The sequence below is a fragment of the Streptosporangium saharense genome (genome assembly GCF_014203715.1).
GTDB lineage: Bacteria > Actinomycetota > Actinomycetes > Streptosporangiales > Streptosporangiaceae > Streptosporangium > Streptosporangium saharense.
On record NZ_JACHJP010000006.1, the window covers coordinates 144648 to 162063 of the forward strand.

Below are 17416 nucleotides of genomic sequence, written 5' to 3' on the forward strand. Positions count from 1 at the left end.
ACTTGTAGTAATCAGCAGCGGCTCGGCACCGCACATGATCACTCAAAGCCGTCTCGCCGTCCGCGAAACGATCAAACCCTGCTCAGCACAACGCTCAGGAGGACAAAGAACAAGTTCAGCCAGTGAAGGCGAAGGGGACGTCCGGGGCCCCACCGGAGAGAAAGCGGTCGATCAGCTCTGTGAGCCCGACCGGGTAGACCGTCTGGTCGGTGGCGCTCAGGTCCGTCAACGTCCACCATTCCCAGGTCAGGATGCCATCGGTCTGGGTGGCCCGGGCCGGGTCAACACGGCTGGCCGCCAAGCAGACGACGAAGTAGCGCTCGACCTGCTGGACGGCTTCTCCCTGAACCAGGTGCTCCTTGGTGCGGGTGGCGATCTGCGGGCCGAGTTCCACATCCGCGACGCCGAGTTCCTCACCCAGTTCCCTGCGAACGGCGGTCTGATAGTCCTCCCCCGGGTCGAGCGCTCCTCCGGGAGTGGCCCAGAAGACCTTGCCACTCTCGTTGTAGCGGAGCAGCAGGATGCGATCGTTCTCGTCCAGGACGACGGCACGGGCTGCCTCGCGGATTCTTGGAGTGCTCATTTCTCCATCCTCCCCTCAGAGCTTCTCCACCAGGTATTCGCCCAGGCACAAGGCGTCCAGGTCGCTCGCCTGGAAGGTCGCGAGGGCATCCGCCGGGGTCTCCACGATCGGTTCGCGGTCGTTGAAGCTGGTGTTGAGTACGACGGGCACGCCGGTGAGTGCCCCGAAGTTTTCGATGAGTGCGGCGAAGCGTGGAGAGGCCGCAGGGTTGACGGTCTGAACGCGGGCGGTTCCGTCAACATGAACCACACCGGGGATCCGGCTCCTGGCGCCGTAGCGGACGACGGGCGCGAGCAGCATGAACGGAGATGGGCCGTCCAGGTCGAACCAGCGGGAGGCGTCGGCGGCGAGAACAGCGGGGGCGAACGGCCGGAAGGGTTCGCGGTGCTTGATCCGGTCGTTCAGCGCGTCCCTGCCCGCGGTGCCGCGTGGGTCGGCCAGGATCGAGCGGTTGCCCAGTGCCCGGGGTCCGAGCTCGCTACCGCCCTGGAACCAGCCGACCAGACGCCCGTCGGCGAGCATCTGTGCGGCGCGGGCGGCGATGTCGCTCTCCCGACGCCAGGTGAAGGGGACGAAGCGACGCTCGACGAGCCCTGAGCGGGGATCGCGGTTCAACGCCAGTTCGATCTCCTCGTCGGAGTAGGAACGGCCGAAGGAGTCCACGGTCAGGGGGCGACGAGGTAGTTCGCCGGTGAGCTGGTGCAGGCCGTACAGGGCGTTGCCAAGAGCTTGGCCACGGTCGGAGGCCGGAGGGGGGACGAACAGACCGCTCACCTCGGGCAGGCGGCGAATCCTGTCGTTGGCGACGCAGTTGAGCGCGACTCCACCGGCCATGCACACCTCGCTCACCCCGATGGCCGAGACGACGGCTTGGATGAGCGCGCACAGTACCTGTTCCACCTGGTCCTGGAGGTAGGCTGCGGCATCGATGCCACGCGGGTGGTCACCCCGGCTGTCGGGCGGACCGAAGTCGAAACCGGTCGTCGCGGCGAGCGCGGCCACGCCTCGGGCATGGGTGCTTTCCAGCCGTCCGTAGACGCGGGTGTCGTGGAGGTCGAACAGCGGAGCGAGGTAGGCGGTCGGGTCGCCGTAGGCGGCCAGCGCCATGGTCTTTCCCGCCTCCTGAGGGTGCCAGCCGAGGTGCTCGGTGAATGCCTCGTAGGTGGCGCCGATCCCGCCGTAACGGCCTCGGTTGTGATCGTTGCTGCCGAGTCGTTCGATCCCGCCTGGTCCAGCCAGATAGAAGGTCTCGGTGTCGGCGCGGTTGCCCGCGCCGTCGGCAACCAGCACGGTGGCCACGTCGTAGGGGCCCAGGCAGTAGGCGGTGTAGGCGTGGGAGAGATGGTGGTCGAGAACGAGGATCCGCTCCTCCTCGACTCCGAGGTGTGACAGCCCGGCGGCGGACGGGACGGCCGGATTACGTCCGACGTTGCTGATCACGACCAGGTCGATGTCGTCGAGGCGTAGTCCGGCGGTGCGCAGACAGTACAGCAGAGCGGCCTGCCAGCCGGGGCTGTAGCGGGTGCGGTTGAGACGCTCCTCGCCGATCGCGATCATCACCTCGGGGGTGACCAGAGCGGCGCCGCCATCGTGCCCGAGGTTGACGCCCACCGCGCACGGTGTCTTCCTGCTCATGAGCCTGCCTCCGTGAACTGGCTGGGCCCGAGGGGGTTCCAGAGGAAGACAGCATGCTGGACGGCTTCATCGTGTAAATCGGCTTCGTCCTCGAACCACGTGACCCCAGCTTTTTAACCTCAGTTACTGCGGTGCGAGGGTCGGCGGAAGGCACGGGCATGAAAAGCAGGGAGGACGTGTTCGCCCACATCGTGGATAGGGAGTCCCACCACGGGATCACCGTCAGAATGTCGTGACGCTTCGGGACGAGGGGTCCGTCCCGAAGCGTGACGTACCGGGGGGCGGGCGAAAAACCCGGCGCGGGCGGTCCGGTTCAGGGGGGCCGGTCAGGTGGGACCGGTTCTGTGGGGTCTGTCCCAGGGGGGTCGGCTCAGTGGGGCCTGAGCCGGGGGACTTGACTCGGGGGACCTGACACGTGGGACCTGGATCGGCGGGCCTGCTCAGGGCCGCGAGGCTCAGATGCTCAGCAGCTCGGCGGCGGCCTGGGCGTTGGCGCGGGCGGCGCCGTACGTGGCGAGGTAGGTCGCCCCCTTGGGCCGCCAGATCGGCAACCCCATCTCGACGACCGTCGTGTCGGGACGGGCGGCCAGCACCGCGGAGACAACCGACTGGCTGATCTCGTAGCGGTGGGCGTCCTTGACCACGACGACCAGGGAACGGCCGCTGGCACGCTCCAGGATGTTCGGCACGTCCGCCTCCTCCGGCTTGACCCGGACGACCTCCGCCTGCGGCATGAGCGGGGAGAATCCCCACGGCACGTCGCCGACGGCGATGGTCGGCGGGGTCTCCATCTCGACCACCAGCGGATCGACCAGCGGGGAGGACGGGCCGGTGAGGGTGACGGCGCGGCGGGCCGCGGTGAGACCGATCAGGCTCTCCTCGGCACGCTCGGGCTGGGGCGTGCCGAACCAGGAACGCAGCTTGGCCACGCGGGCCGCGGAGGCCTCCAGCCGCTCGGCGGGCAGGCGCCCGTCCCGCACGGCGGCGACGATCTCGTCGACGATCGCGCGGACGTCCGCCTGGGTCGGCAGCGGACCGAGGCAGAGCAGGTCCGCCCCGGCGGCGAGGGAGAGCACCGCGCCACCGGCGAGGCCGACGCTCTCGGTGATGGCGTGCATGTCGAGGGCGTCGGTGACGATCACGCCGTCGTAGCCGAGTTCGCCGCGCAGCAGACCGCCGAGGGCGGCGGCCGACAGGGTCGCGGGCTCGGTACCGGTCACCGAGGGGACCCGGACGTGCGCCGTCATGATGGACATGGTCCCGGCCTCGATCGCGGCGCGGAAGGGAACCAGCTCGCGCTCGCGCAGCAGCTCGACCGAGGCGTCGACCAGCGGGATCTCCAGGTGGGAGTCCTGCCTGGTCGCCCCGTGGCCGGGGAAGTGCTTGACGCAGGCGGCCACGCCGGCCGACTGCAGGCCCTGTACGGCCGCGACGGTGTGCCGGGAGACGAGCCCGGTGTCCGACCCGAAGGAACGGGTGCCGATCACGGGGTTGTCGTCGGCGGTGTTGACGTCGGCGGACGGGGCCATGTCCAGGTTGATGCCGCAACGGGCCAGGTCGTCGCCGATGGAACGGTAGACGCGCCGGGTCAGTTCGACGTCGTCGACCGCGCCCAGGGCGGCGTTGCCGGGGTAGGGACTGCCCACGTGGTAGGCGAGACGGGTGACGTCGCCCCCCTCCTCGTCGAGTGAGATGACCGGGTCACCGGCATCGCGCAGGCGGGAGGTGAGCGCCGAGAGCTGGGCGGGGTCGGCGACGTTGAAGCCGAACAGGGTGACCCCCCCGAGACCGTTCTCCAGATCGTGGAGAACCCAGTCGGGGGCGGTGGTGCCCTGGAACGCGACGAGCAGCGTTCCGGCTGCGAGACGCCGCAGCACCTGATCGCTGGAAGCCGCGATGAGCTCAGACATGGCGGTAGATGCTCCTTACCTGAGGTGAGTAGGGGACAAACGAGGACAGGGCTGGTACGGCCAGCTCCTTGTGGGGGCATGGCCGTACCAGCACCGCGGGTTTAGCCCTTGACAGCGCCGGCGACGAGGCCGGAGACCATTCGCCGTTGCACCAGGAGAAAGAAGACGACGACGGGGATCGTCATCATCGTGGAACCGGCCATGATGGCGCCCCAGTCGGTGCCCCGTTGCCCGAAGAAGAACTGCAGGGCGACGGGCATCGTGTAGCCCGAGGAGTCCGACATCAGGATGAGCGCGAAGACCAGCTCGTTCCAGGCCGTGATGAAGGAGAAGATGCTCGTGGCGACCAGGCCGGGGGCCACGAGCGGGAACAGGACCTTCCAGAAGGTCGTGAACCGGCTCGCGCCGTCGATCCAGGCGGCCTCCTCCAGCGACTTGGGTACGGCGGCCACGAATGTGCGCAGCATCCAGATACCGAAGGGGAGGGTCAGTCCGACGTTGATGACGATCAGGCCGAACAGGTGGTCGTAGAGGCCGAGCCGCTTGACGTTGAGGAAAAGCGGAATGAGCAGGGCCTCCGCCGGGATCATCTGGACGATCAGCAGCAGGACCAGGAAGCTGGTGCGTCCCTTGAACCTGAAGCGGGCGATGGCCGTGGCCGCCAGCAGGGCCAGCGCGGAGCCGATGAGCACGGTGCCCAGGGCGACGATCGCGCTGTTGCGCAGGTAGAGCCAGATGGAGTTACCCGCCACACCCTTGGTGAGCACCCGGTCGATGTGGTCGAAGGTGATCTCGGTGGGGAACGGGATGAACTCCGTGGTGAAGATCTGGTCGTTCGTCTTGAACGCGGTCGAGACCATCCAGTAGACGGGGAACACCGCGAACAGGAAGATCAGAACGCCAGCCGTGTTGAGAGCCGCCCTTCCGAGGCGCTTGCGGGCGATCGGAGACATCAGAGCTCCTCCGTCTTCACGATCTGCCGGACGTAGACCGACGTCACGACGAGCAGGAGCAGGGTCAGGACCACCGCGATCGCCGCACCGCTTCCCATCTTGGGCGGGCTGCGGAAGGCCTCGGCGAAGGAGAACATCGAGAGGTTGAACGCCTCGCGGTTGGTCGGGCCGTTCATCAGCACGTAGAGCTGGCTGAAGACCTTGAAGTTCCAGATGATGGACAGGATCGTCAGGACCGAGAAGACCGGCTTGAGCAGGGGGAAGGTGATCTTCCTGAAGGTCCGCCACGGGGTGGACCCGTCGACCTTGGCCGCCTCGTAGAGCTCCGAGGGGATCCCCTTCAGACCGGCCAGCACCGAGACGGCGATGAACGGGAACGACGCCCAGACCACACAGATGATCAACACGATGTAGATCGTGATCGCGTCGTTGAGCCAGGGCTCACCGGTCCAGTCGCTCCTGCCGAACAGCAGGTTGGACAGCCAGTCGGGCAGCAGGTTCAGCGTCCAGTTGATGATTCCCGCGTCCGCGTCGAACAGCCAGCGCCAGATGACGCCCTGGGCGACCGGGGGTACGGCCCAGGCGGACATGATGCCGATGACCACGAACAGGGACATCCTGCCGCTCAGTTTGTTGAGCAGTGTGCCGACGGCCGTCCCGAGAACCAGGGTCAGGGTCACGGTGATGACCGCGAACAGCACGGTGTTGCGGAGTGAGGACCAGAAGATCTCGTTGGCGAAGACCTGGCTGTAGTTGTCCCCGCCCACCCATTCGGCGGGTACGCCGCGGATCTGGCGCAGCCCCACCTTCTGGAAGGACATGATGATCATCTGGATCAGCGGATAGAGAAGCAGCCCGGCGATGACCAGCAGACCGGGGACAAGCAGAACGTAGGGGACGAGCCACGGGGGCATCCCACTCGGTCTGCCCGCCCGCCGGTCACCGTCACGGCGCCGCCCCGGGGTGGCGGACCGACCGTCACCCCGGGGGATCGTAGACGTGTTCGTCATGATTACTGCTGGTTCAGAATTTCTTCGATCTCGCCGTTGGCCTTGGCGAGGGCGTCGTCGGGGTTGGCCTTACCCTCGATGACCGAGCGGGCGGCGTTCTGCAGAACGGCCTTGGTCTCGTTGGCCTCGGTCCAGTTGGGGTCGGCCGGGAAGGCCTTGGCCTTGGCGAAGGAGGCCGCGAACGGGGCCAGAGCCGGGTCCGAGCTCAGCTTCGCGAGCGCCTCGGGGTAGATCGGCAGCAGGCCACCCTCGGTGGCGTACCGGCCGGCCCACTCCTTGTTCGTGGCCAGCTTGATGTACTCGGCGGCGAGTTCCTTGTTCTTGGCGTCCTTCCAGATGGCGATGTCGTTGCCACCGAAGAAGGAGGGGGCCTCACCGCCGGACTTGGCGGGCAGGGGGAAGAAGGCCAGCTTGTCGCCCTTGATCTTGCCGTTGCTGTCCTCCTCGATGCCCGGGAGGTCCCAGCCGGCGGTCAGGTACATGCCGACCTTGTTGTTGGCGAACCGCTTGCGGATGTCCACCGTGTTCTGGGTGAGGCGGGACTTGCTGGACAGGCCGTCGGTGACCAGGCTCGTGTAGGTGGCGAAGCCGGCCTTGAAGGCGGGGTCGGTCAGCTTGCCGACCCACTTGCCGTTCTCCTTGACGGCGTACTCGCCGCCCTCGGACCAGGCGAGCGCGCCCAGGAGGTGGTTGGCGTCGGAGCCGCCGTTGAAGGCGAAGCCGTCGACGTCCTTGCCCTTCTTCTCCTGGATCTTCTTGGCCGCGGCGACGACCTCGTCCCAGGACTTCGGGACCTCGATGCCGAGCTCCTTGAACCAGTCCTTGCGGTAGAGGACGGCGCGCGAGCCCGCGCCCCAGGGCAGGGCGTAGACCTGGTCGTCGATGGTCTCCAGGCCGAGCAGGTTCTTCGGGATCTCCGCCTGCTCACCCGCGGAGGCCAGGTCGGTGACCGGCTCAAGGGCGTCCTGGCTCTGCCAGAGCGGCACCTGGTCGTTGCCGATCTCGGTGACGTCCGGGCCGGCGCCGCCCGCCGCGGCGGCGGTGAACTTGTCGTTCACCTGGGGCCAGGAGATCCACTCAAGCTTGACGGTGGCGCCGCTCTGCTTCTCGAACTCCGCGTTCAGGGCGTCCATGTACTTCTGGGCGGCCGGGTTGCTGTCGCCGAGGCGCCACATGGTCAGGGTCTGACCGGCGAACTTCGCGCCACCGCTGGAGGGGGCGCTGGAGGCGTCCGCGTTGGACTGCGCGGGCGTGGTGGGTTCACTGCTGCCGCACGCGGCAAGACCCAGGGCGAGGGCGGCGGTGGTTGCCGTCGTGGTGGCGATTCTCGCGAACTTCACTTGAGTTCTCCCTTTCCGGCTTTCGACGGGGTAGGCGCTCAGCTGCTTTTTTGGCTTGGGTCCCCGCGACCCTCTTGCTCACGGTCAGTGACCGGAGTTGCGACAACCCGCGGCGCGGTCGCTCTTGCCTGCGGGCTGACTAGGGCTAAACTAACAAGAAACTTTCTTAAAAGAAACGATCGTTAGCGGATCGTGACGGGGGGAAGCCGATCTTGTCCAGACGTCCGGGAACCCCTCGACTGCTGCGTCAGCTCAATGACCGCGCGGCACTTGAGCTCCTGCTTTCCAGTGGGCCTCTCACCCGCGCCGAGCTGGGAGAACTCACCGGTCTCTCCAAGGTGACCGCCGGTCAGTTGCTCGCCAGACTTGAGGAACGCAGGCTCGTCGCCATGGTCGGGGAGCAGGCGGGCGGGCGGGGACCGAACGCGGCGCTCTACGGCGTCGTGCCCTCCTGCGCCTATGTCGCGGGGCTTGACGTGCTGCCCGACCGGATCTGCGCCGGGGTGGCCGACATCACCGGGGAGACCGTCGCCGAGGTCGCCGTCGATCCCAGCGGTCACGACGACCCGGTGCGGCTGGTGCGCGGCGCCGTGCAGAAGGCGTGCGAGACCGCGGGCATCACCCTGGACCTGCTGCGCGCCTTCGTGATCGGCACCAGGGGCGTCGTCGATCCCCGCACCGGCGACGTGCGCTTCTCCTTCGACCTGCCCTCCTGGCACGAGGGCGTGCTCGCCCAGCTTCGCCGCGACCTCAACGTCCCGGTGACGATCGAGAACGACGTCAACCTGGCCGCGCTCGCCGAGCGCTTCTGCGGCGCGGCCCTTGAGGTCGAGGACTTCGTGCTCGTCTGGGCCGGGGTCGGCCAGGGGCTCGGGGTCATGCTCGGCGGGCGTCTGCACCGGGGCTTCACCGGGGGCGCGGGCGAGATCGGCTGGCTGCCCGTGCCCGGGGAGCCGTTGCCGACCGAGGTGACCGAACCCCAGTCCGGCTCGTTCCAGCGCCTGGTCGGCGGTGACGCCCTGGCCAGCCTGGCGGACGCGCACGGCATCCAGGGGCACTCACTGGCCGATCATGTCCACCGGGCCGTCATGGGCGACGCGGGGGGCTTCCTGGACGAGCTGGCCGGGCGGCTGGCGGTCGGCGTCGCCGCGGTCGCCGTGGTGCTCGACCCCGGGCTGATCGTGCTCAGCGGCGACATCGGCAGGGCGGGCGGGCAGGTGCTCGCGGCCAGGGTCGAGGAGGCCGTGGCCAGGGTCTGCCCGAGCCAGCCGAGGGTCGTCGTCTCCGAGGTCGAGGGCAACTCCGTGCTGCGCGGGGCCCTGGTCTCGGCCCTGAGCCAGGCCCGCGAACAGGTCTTCTCAGAGACGGTGTGAGAATTGCGGCTATGCACGACATCGTTCTGATCTCCGATCCCCGGGTGGCCGCGATTCCGGTCGAGGAGTCCGGCGAGCGGCTGGTCGACGTCAGGGGGCGGCTGCGGGTCGACGAGAGGATGGCCGATCCCGACGGGGCCTTCGCCCACCTCAGGCAGGGGCTGGTGGCCAGGCTTGAGGAGGCGCAGCGGCGGCTTCCCGAGGGCTACCGGCTGCTGATCGTCGAGGGGTACCGGCCGCCGGCGATGCAGCAGCAGATCTTCAACGAGTACTCGGCGGAGCTCCGGGCGACATTTCCGGAAATGTCGCCCGAGGAGATCGTCGCGGCGGCCAGCCGCTACGTCTCGCCGGTCGAGGTCGCCCCGCACACCGCGGGCGCGGCCGTGGACCTGACCCTGTGCACCGAGGACGGCGTCGAACTCGACATGGGCAGCCCGCTCAACGCGACCCCCGAGCAGAGCGAGGGCGCCTGCTACACCGCCGCCCCCGACATCTCCCCGCAGGCCCGCCGCAACCGCGAGGTCATGGGCGCGGCCCTCGACGCGGCCGGTCTGGTCAACTACCCCACCGAGTGGTGGCACTGGTCCTACGGCGACCGCTACTGGGCCATGACCACCGGAGCCCCCTCCGCCCTCTACGGTCCCCGCGCCATCTGAAAAAGGGCACAATCGACCCCATGCGGTTCGGCATCCTCGGCCCCCTGGAGGTCCGCTCCCCGGCCGGTGAGGCGATCGCCGTACCCGGGCCGAAGCCGCGCGCCCTGCTCGTGATGCTGCTGCTCGAAGCGGGCCGGGTGGTGACCGTCGAGCGCCTCATCGACGGCCAGTACGGCGACGCCCCTCCCTCGGGCGCGGCCAACGCCGTACAGGCCCAGGTGTCCCGGCTCCGCCGCGTCCTGCCCGCCGAGCTGGTCGAGTTCCATGGGAACGGCTACCGGCTCGCGGCCGACCCCGAGGACGTGGACGTCCACCGCTTCGAGCGGCTCACCCGCGAGGGACGGCTGCTGCTGTCCTCAGGGCACCACGCCGCCGCCGCGGCCACGCTGCGGGAGGCGCTCGGTCTGTGGCGGGGACCCGCCCTGGGGGACCTGCCCTTCGCCGGGGCGCAGGTGGCCCGCCTTGAGGAGCTGAGGCTGACCGCGGCCGAGGACCTCGCCGAGGCCGAACTCGCCCTCCCCGAGGCCGACCCGGTGGCCGAGCTGCGGCGCCTGACGGCCGCCAACCCGCTGCGGGAGCGCCTCAGGGGCCAGCTGATGCGCGCGCTGAGCGCGGCCGGACGCCAGGCTGAGGCGCTTGAGGTCTTCGAGGAGACCCGGCGGCTGCTGGCCGAGGAGCTTGGCGCCGACCCCTCACCCGAGCTGGCCGAGGTCCACCTGGCCGTGCTGCGCGCCGAACGCCCGGCCCCGGCCCGCAGGAGCGGCCTCACCGCCCAACTGACCAGCTTCCTCGGGCGTGAGGAGGAGCTGGAACGGCTCGCCGCGCTGCGCGGGAACCGGCTGGTCACGATCGTCGGCCCCGGCGGCACCGGCAAGACCCGCCTGGCGGTCGAGGCGGCGGGGCGCACCGGGCGCACCGGGCGTGAGGTGTGCTTCGTCGATCTCTCCCCGCTGGCCGACCGGGCGGGGGCCGTCACGGCGCCCCAGGTGGCCCAGGCGGTGCTCGGCGCCCTCGGGCTGCGCGAGACGGGCCTGCACTCGCTGAGCGCCCCCGACCCGGTGGCGCACCTGACCTCCGCCCTGGCCGGGCAGGAGACACGGCTGCTCCTCGACAACTGCGAGCACGTGGTCGAGGCCGCCGCGACCCTGGTCCGGGAGCTGCTCGGCGCCTGTCCCGGCCTGTCGGTCCTGGCGACCAGCCGCGAGCCGCTGGGCATCACCGGCGAGACGCTGGTCCCGCTCGCGCCGCTCGCCGTACCGCCCCTGGACGCGCCTTCGGAGCTGGCCATGGCCTGTCCCGCCGTACGGCTGTTCGCCGACCGGGCGGCGGCCGTACGGCCCGGCTTCGAGATCGGTGAGGACAACGTCGCGGCGGTCACCCGGATCTGCGCGGCGCTCGACGGGCTGCCGCTGGCGATCGAGCTGGCGGCCGCGCGGCTGCGCTCCTTCACCGTCGAGGAGATCGCCGTCCGTCTGGCCGAGCACGGCCGCTTCCGGCTGCTGTCCCGGGGGGACCGTACGGCCGCCGCCCGCCACAGGACCCTGCACGCGGTCGTCGAGTGGAGCTGGGACCTGCTCACCCCCGAGGAGCGGGTGCTGGCCAGGCGCTTCGCCGTCTTCTCCGCGAGTGCCTCTCTGGCGTCGGTCGAGGAGGTCTGCGATGTCGAGGACGCCGCGGGCCTGCTGGCCGACCTGGTGGACAGGTCGCTGGTCGAGACCGACGGCGACCGCTACCGGATGCTCGACACGATCCGGCTGTTCTGCGCGGAACGGCTGGCCGAGGCGGGGGAGCGGGAGCGGTTGGACCGCGCCCACGCCCGCCACTTCCTCGCCCTGGCGCGCCGGGCCGACCCTTACCTGCGCGGGGCCGAGCAGCTGACGTGGCTCGCCGTGCTCTCCGTCGACCACGGCAACCTGATGGCCGCGCTGCGTGGGTCCGTGGCCGGGGCGCGGGCCGGTGACGAGGAGGCGTGCCGTACGGCGCTGCGGCTGGTCACCGCGCTTGCGGCCTACTGGTGGCTGAGCGGACGGCGCGGCCAGGTGGGGGAGATCGCGGCGCGGTTGCTTGAGATGGTTCCCGAGCCCGTCGAGGGGTTCGAGGAGGAGTACGTCATGTGCGTGGTGCACGCCGTACCCCGTGCGCTGCCCGAGCACTGGCGGCGGGCAGAGGAGACCGTGGCGGGGCTTGAACGGCTGCGCCATCCCTTCACCGTCGCGCTGTGGGGCATGGCCGCGGGGCCGCCGAGGAAGGCCGAGCTGCGCACGCTCGCGGGCTCGGACGCGTGGCTGCGGACCCTGGAGACGCTGAGCGTGTCCCTGCTCGCGCTGCTGGGCGGCGAGCCCGCGCGGGCCGAACGGGGGCTGCGGGAGGCGCTGGCCGGGTTCGACGCGCTGGGGGAGCGGTGGGGGACGGCCCAGGCGCTCGACTGGCTGGCCACGATCGCGGGCAGGCGCGGGGAGTGGACGCGCGCCCACGACATGTGGACCCGGGCGCTCGGGCTGTTCGAGCAGCTCGGCACGGCGGAGGAGACGGCGGACGTGCTGGTGCGCAGGGCGGAGGGGCTGGTGTGCCAGGGGGAGGTGGCCGCCGCCGTCGCCGACTACCGGCGCGCGGGGGAGCTGGCCCGCACCACCGGCAGGCCGGGCGCCGCGGCCACGGCCCACCTGGGGCTGGCGGAGGTCGCCAGGCACGACGGCGACCTCGCGGAGGCCAGGCGCCTGCTCGATCTCGCGTCCGAGGCCGCGCGGGACGGTGACTTCGGCATCGAGGGGACACAGGCCCGCGTGCTGGTCGCGCTCGGCAGGCTCGCCGAGGCCGAGGGCGACCGGGAACGGGCCCGGCTCAGGCACCGCGAGGCCCTCGCCGTCGCGCGCAGCTCCCCGCTGGCCGCCGACCTCGCCGACGTCGTCGAGGGGTGGGCCGGGGCCGTACTGCTCGACGGGGCGGGCCGGGAGGCGGCGACGCTGCTCGGCATGGCGGTCGCGCTGCGCGGCACGGTCGTCGCCGGGGACCGCGACGTCGCCAGGATCACCGACGCCGCCCGCGACCTCGTCGGCGCCGAGGTCTTCGCCGAGGCGTTCGCCAGCGGTGCCACCATGAGCCACGAGGAGGTGCTGACAGCGCTCGACAGGCACGCCGGGTGACTGTCAACGCGCTGTCGGCGGGCTGTCAGCGCCCGCGCCGAAGCTCGTCGACATGAAGAACACCACGGTCCTCATCTCCGGCGCGAGCATCGCCGGACCCGCCCTCGCCCACTGGCTCAGCCGCGCGGGCTGCACGGTCACCGTCGTCGAGAAGGCCCCCGTCTTCCGGCGGGGCGGCCAGGCCGTCGACTTCAAGGGAGCCACCCACCTCGCCGTGCTCGACCGCATGGGCATCCTCGATGAGGTACGGCGCCGCCAGACGGGCGGGACCGACCAGGAGATCGTCGACGCCAACGGCAGGCGCCTGGCGGTCATGCCCGGGGAGTTCAGCGGCGGCGAGATCGAGATCCGCCGCGGCGATTTGGCCGTCCTGCTGTACGAGCGGACCAGGGAGAGCTGCGAGTACGTCTTCGGCGACTCCATCACCTCGCTGACCGAGACGGCCGACGGCGTGCACGTCACCTTCGAACGCGGCGCGCCACGCACCTTCGACCTGGTGGTCGGCGCCGACGGCATCCACTCCAACGTGCGGCGCCTGACCTTCGGCCCCGAGTCCGACCACGTGAACTTCACCGGCTACTACTACGCGCTGGTCGGCCTGGACTTCGACCACCCGCCCGCGATGTACAACGAGCCGGGCAGGATGGCCGCGCTCGGTGGCCCCAAGGCGCCCGCGTTCCTCGTCTTCGCCTCGAAGCACCTCGACTACGACCGCTACGACGCCGGGCAGCAGAAGCGGATCCTGGCCGACGCCTACCGGGGCATGGGCTGGAAGGTCCCCGAGCTGATTGCCAGGCTGCGCGACGCCGAGGACGTTTACCTCGACTCGATCAGCATGGTCAAGATGGACGACTACTCCAGGGGGCGGGTCGTGCTGCTCGGCGACGCCGCCTACGGCAACACCCTGGGTGGCTTCGGCAGCGGCCTGGCGATCGTCGGCGCCTACGTGCTGGCCGGGGAACTGGTCGAGGCGGACGGCGACCACAGGGCCGCTTTCCGGAAATATCAGGAAATCATGCATGGCTACGCGACGGTAGCCAGGCAGGGCAGCGCCGGACCCTTCCTCGCGCCGCCCTCGCCGCTGCGCATCACGATGCGCAACTGGATGTTCAAGAGCAGGTTCCTGCTCGGGATGATGCTGAAGATGACCGACAGGTTCGCCACCTCCGTCGACCTCAAGGACTATCCCGCCCTCGTCACACGGTGAGGCGCGGTTCACCGGGTGACGAGGGCGGAAGAACGGGTCAGCGGTCCGGCAGGGGAGGACGCTGGAACAGCGGACGGTCGGGGCCGGTGCCGATCAGCAGGCCCGCGTGCGCCGTCAGGACGGTGCAGCCGCCCGCGTCGCACAGGTCCTCCCACCCGGCGGGACCGACGACCGGCGGGCGGGTGCGGATCCTGCCCTCGGCGTCGGCGATGTAGAGGCGGCCGTTCATCGCGGTGAGGCTCACGGCGTCGCCGGAGGGACCGGCCAGGACCCACTCCGAGGTCTCCGGGCCCAGCTTCCACAGCCCCTCGGCGTTGACCGCGAAGAACTCCCCGTTCACCATGCCCAGGCCGACCGAGGCGGCGGGCGCCTCGGCCAGCGTGGTCCAGCCGTTCTCCTGGTCGTCGAAGACGAGCCGCCCGTCCGCGGTGAGGCCGTACAGCCCGATGGGGTGCACGGCGGTGGCCTCCCTGGGGGTGGCCATGGCGACGACGCCGGGGGCGGTTCCCACCCGCTGCCAGCGCAGGTTCTGGGCCGCGACGTCCCGCACGAGCAGCGAGTCGTCGGGGGCCACGCCGTACAGGCGGGAGCCGAAGACCGTCAGCGCGCGCGGGGAGCCGGCACCGCCGACGATCTGCCAGCCGCCGACCGGCTCCGACAGGCGGTCGAGCACGTTGCGGGTGATCCGGTCGACCATCGGGTCGTGCAGGGCGTTGCCCCAGTTCACGGTGGAGGCGGTGAAGACCGTCCCGGAGCCGAGACCGAAGACGCCCATGGTCGCCATGCCGCCCTGGCCGTAGCGGTGCCAGTGGCGCAGGTCGGCGGTGGCGAGGATGACGAACGAGGGCGGGGTGCCGTCACGGCCGGTGGCCAGCGGGACGCCGTCCACCTCGACGAAGTCGCAGGCGTCGGTCTCGTAGCCGATGGCGCCCTGGCCGAACTTGTCGCCCTCGCCGAGCCCGGTCCCCTCGAACGCCCAGTGCTCGGGGAACCTGACCGTGTAGGACTCCTCGTGCATGAGTTGCATGTACGGTCCCCACGTCCCGGCGCCGCGCCTGAAGCTGACGCCGGTCAGCGTGTTCTCCGGGCGGTTCACCGGGGCGCTCGACCACTCGACCGTGGTCAGGCCGGGCTCGACCGTGGCCATCGGGTCCATGGCCGCGTCGCGGTAGCAGACCATGGTCCGGCCCTCGTCCTCAAGGCGGAACTGCCACCAGCAGGTGTTGCCGGAGAACACCGCCAGGTTGCCGCCCCGGGCGACGAACGCCTCGACGTTGTCGCGCATCCCGGCCGTCCAGTACTCGTCGTGGCCGTTGACGACCAGCAGCCGGTAGCCGCCGAGCAGTTCGGCCCCGTCGTGCAGGTCGAGCCCCGAGCAGTAGTCCACGTCGTAACCGGCCGGGCCGAGCCAGCGGAGCATGCCCTCCTCCCAGCGCTCGGGCGGCGGACCCCCGCCGGGCCGGGTGAAGGAGACCTTCGCGGCGCGGGTCGGCTCCTCGGTCCAGTAGATCGACTCCCCGGGGATGCCCGCCCTGTTGTAGGCCTGCCAGGTCGGGAACGGGATCGACAGCAGGACCGGCGAGGACGGCTTCGCCGCCCTGACCACGAAGTAGACGTCGGAGAGACCCTCGGCGGAGCCCTCCCCCTCCTCGGAGGTGAAGACCGCGCGGTAGAGCGAGCTGGACCAGTCGGCGGGGACGTCGAGCGTCCACACGGGGCCGTCGAAGCGCGCGGTGAGCACTGGCCTGTCGGCGGCGACGTCCTCGACCGTGACCGTGCCGCGCGCCGGGGCCCGCGAGGTGCGGGTGAGGTGGAAGCGCAGCGACCCCTCCTGGACGCACGAGGTGGACTCGGCGTAGGCGTAGACCGTCATCCGACCGGCTCCAGCGTCTCGTGGAAGGCCGCCTCGACCAGCAGCGACTCCAGGTCGCGCAGATAGCGTTCCATGCCCTCTCTCGGCAGGTAGCGGGTGTCGGCGGTCAGCGAGACGCCGAGGCCGCCCCGCTCCCCGGTCATGTGCAGGCAGAACCGGCAGTTGAGCTGGTCCTGGCTGAGCGGCCAGGTCAGCGTGGTCTCCTCCATCGCCAGCCGTACGGTCCGCTCGTCGTGGGAGGCGTCAACCCGGTCGATGAAGCGCATGTCGTTGAAGCAGCAGTAGGGGTGGACCCGGGTGCCCCGGTCGCGGCTGACCCGCTCGGTCAGCCGGTCCCTGTCCCCGGGGTCGTGGTAGGCGGAGCGGTAGGCGCGCAGCGCGGCGGGCTTGGCGGCCCTGAGCACCTCGGTGAAGGAACGCCCGCCGACGTCCAGCACGAACAGGCCCTCCTGGGAGAGGGTGGTGACGGCCTGGGCGGCGTCCTGGCGGAAGCGGTTGCCCACGATGGGCAGCATCGCGCACACCTCGTGCCCGGTCACCGCGCCGACCAGCATGCTCGATGCGGCCAGCAGCACGGTCGAGGTGCTCGTGCCGTACACCGCCGCGATCCGCTGCACGGCCAGGTCCATCGCCCGCGAGACGAGCTGCGCGCGCCAGATCGGCGGCTCGTCGGGAGCCGCGACGCGCCGGTCGAACATGGTGGGCGGGATGCGCCGGTACTCGTGCTCCCAGTGCTCGGCGGCGATGCGGGCGACCCGTCTTCCCTGCTCCGCGCGCTGCCAGCGGGCCAGGTCGAGCGGCGAGGGCGGCGGCGGTCCCGGTACGGCTCCGCGCAACAGCAGCAGTCTCAGGTCGGTGACCGCGACCTCGGCGCCGAGCCCGTCGGCCGCGAGATGGCAGAAGACCAGCACGACGTGGGACACCGTGCCGTCCTCGTCGACCACCAACCCGACCCGCAACGGCCACTCACCGGCGTAGTCGAACGCCGTCGCGGCCAGCTCCTCCATCAGCCGCTCCGGGTCCTCGCGGGAGATCGTCACCGGGATGCTCCCGGCCGTCCCGAGGACCTGCGACGGTTCGGCGTCCGGTGGTACCCGTGGGGACGGAGCCGCCCCTGGCCCCGTGCTCAGCCCCACAGTCAGTTTGGTACGCAGTGACTCGTGCCGCTCGACCAGGGCGCCCAGGACCTCGGCGGCCCGCGCCACGGTCAGCGGCCTGGCCCGTCTCGGCACCGCGAGCACCCGGCCGAAGTTGAAGTAGTGGTCGTCCGGTGCCGTCTTCCTGATCGCGTCCCAGATCGCCCGCTGTCCCCAGGTCAGCGGAGCCGTACCCGACCGGCTCCCCGAGAACCGGATGTCCATGTTGTCTCTCCCCGTTCGAAAAACGCCTCCGACCGCTCTGTCAGGGGGCGTCTCAAGGACCGGGGCGTCCGGCCTGGGTGATGTGGCGTTCGAGGGCTCCCAGGTCGTCCAGCAGGTCGAGGCCGTCGCCCGACAGGTCGATCTCGACGCCGAACTCCGTCTCGACCGCGTCGATCAGCCGCATCTGGGCCAGCGAGGTGACCCCGAGGGCGGACAGCGGGACCGTGGCGTTCAGTGCCTCCTCGGCGGTGACGGCGCCGTCCGACGCGGAGGCGACCATCGCGGCCAGCCGTTCCCTAACCATTGGCGCTCCCCCTCCGGTGCGGGCCGCGGATGTCGTCCCGCGAGACCCAGATCCACTCCTCGGACATG

The 17416-nt window shown here is 70.6% G+C and carries 13 protein-coding genes; 4 read left to right on the plus strand and 9 right to left on the minus strand.

The window, feature by feature from the left end; genetic code table 11:
- Window positions 1-115: 115 nt before the first annotated feature.
- The 6 genes from FHS44_RS26255 to FHS44_RS26280 all read right to left on the minus strand — a co-directional run bounded on the left by FHS44_RS26255 (window position 116) and on the right by FHS44_RS26280 (window position 7431).
- On the minus strand, window positions 116-583 hold the full coding sequence (locus FHS44_RS26255; RefSeq protein ID WP_184719280.1) for an NUDIX hydrolase: 468 nt from the start codon (window positions 581-583) through the stop codon (window positions 116-118).
- A 15-nt stretch (window positions 584-598) separates the two neighbouring features.
- The gene (locus tag FHS44_RS26260; protein WP_184719281.1) at window positions 599-2218 is read right to left on the minus strand and encodes a carbamoyltransferase family protein; all 1620 of its coding nucleotides are present in this window, start codon (window positions 2216-2218) and stop codon (window positions 599-601) included.
- 455 nt (window positions 2219-2673) lie between these two features.
- Window positions 2674-4128, minus strand: coding sequence for a glycoside hydrolase family 3 protein (locus FHS44_RS26265; protein ID WP_184719283.1), 1455 nt, complete (start codon window positions 4126-4128; stop codon window positions 2674-2676).
- 101 nt (window positions 4129-4229) lie between these two features.
- The gene (locus FHS44_RS26270; protein ID WP_184719285.1) at window positions 4230-5081 is read right to left on the minus strand and encodes a carbohydrate ABC transporter permease; all 852 of its coding nucleotides are present in this window, start codon (window positions 5079-5081) and stop codon (window positions 4230-4232) included.
- On the minus strand, window positions 5081-6091 hold the full coding sequence (locus FHS44_RS26275; RefSeq protein ID WP_184719287.1) for a carbohydrate ABC transporter permease: 1011 nt from the start codon (window positions 6089-6091) through the stop codon (window positions 5081-5083). The genes FHS44_RS26270 and FHS44_RS26275 overlap by 1 nt, the downstream gene beginning before the upstream one ends.
- 2 nt (window positions 6092-6093) lie before the next feature.
- The gene (locus tag FHS44_RS26280; RefSeq protein ID WP_184719289.1) at window positions 6094-7431 is read right to left on the minus strand and encodes a sugar ABC transporter substrate-binding protein; all 1338 of its coding nucleotides are present in this window, start codon (window positions 7429-7431) and stop codon (window positions 6094-6096) included.
- Window positions 7432-7643: 212 nt separating this feature from the next.
- On the opposite strand from FHS44_RS26280, the gene FHS44_RS26285 reads away from it, so the two are divergent.
- Genes FHS44_RS26285 through FHS44_RS26300 form a run of 4 tightly spaced genes read left to right on the plus strand, consistent with a single transcriptional unit; the run spans window position 7644 to window position 13810 of the window.
- Window positions 7644-8804, plus strand: coding sequence for an ROK family transcriptional regulator (locus FHS44_RS26285; protein WP_184719291.1), 1161 nt, complete (start codon window positions 7644-7646; stop codon window positions 8802-8804).
- Between the two features lie 11 nt (window positions 8805-8815).
- Entirely contained in the window at window positions 8816-9460 is a 645-nt protein-coding gene (locus tag FHS44_RS26290; protein ID WP_184719292.1) for a M15 family metallopeptidase, read from the plus strand.
- Window positions 9461-9480: 20 nt separating this feature from the next.
- The gene (locus tag FHS44_RS26295; RefSeq protein ID WP_184719294.1) at window positions 9481-12603 is read left to right on the plus strand and encodes an AfsR/SARP family transcriptional regulator; all 3123 of its coding nucleotides are present in this window, start codon (window positions 9481-9483) and stop codon (window positions 12601-12603) included.
- A gap of 52 nt (window positions 12604-12655) precedes the next feature.
- Window positions 12656-13810 carry an FAD-dependent monooxygenase gene (locus FHS44_RS26300; protein ID WP_184719296.1) on the plus strand — a complete coding sequence of 385 codons (1155 nt, stop codon included), beginning with the start codon at window positions 12656-12658 and terminating at the stop codon, window positions 13808-13810.
- Between the two features lie 37 nt (window positions 13811-13847).
- Here the strand turns inward: FHS44_RS26300 and FHS44_RS26305 are convergent, their stop codons facing one another.
- Genes FHS44_RS26305 through FHS44_RS26315 form a run of 3 tightly spaced genes read right to left on the minus strand, consistent with a single transcriptional unit; the run spans window position 13848 to window position 17348 of the window.
- Window positions 13848-15683, minus strand: coding sequence for a N,N-dimethylformamidase beta subunit family domain-containing protein (locus FHS44_RS26305; RefSeq protein ID WP_184719298.1), 1836 nt, complete (start codon window positions 15681-15683; stop codon window positions 13848-13850).
- Complete coding sequence (locus FHS44_RS26310) at window positions 15680-17044, minus strand: condensation domain-containing protein (protein WP_184719300.1); 1365 nt, start codon at window positions 17042-17044, stop codon at window positions 15680-15682. Before FHS44_RS26310 ends, FHS44_RS26305 begins: the two co-directional genes overlap by 4 nt.
- Before the next feature lie 52 nt (window positions 17045-17096).
- Window positions 17097-17348 carry an acyl carrier protein gene (locus FHS44_RS26315; protein WP_184719302.1) on the minus strand — a complete coding sequence of 84 codons (252 nt, stop codon included), beginning with the start codon at window positions 17346-17348 and terminating at the stop codon, window positions 17097-17099.
- Window positions 17349-17416 lie beyond the last annotated feature (68 nt).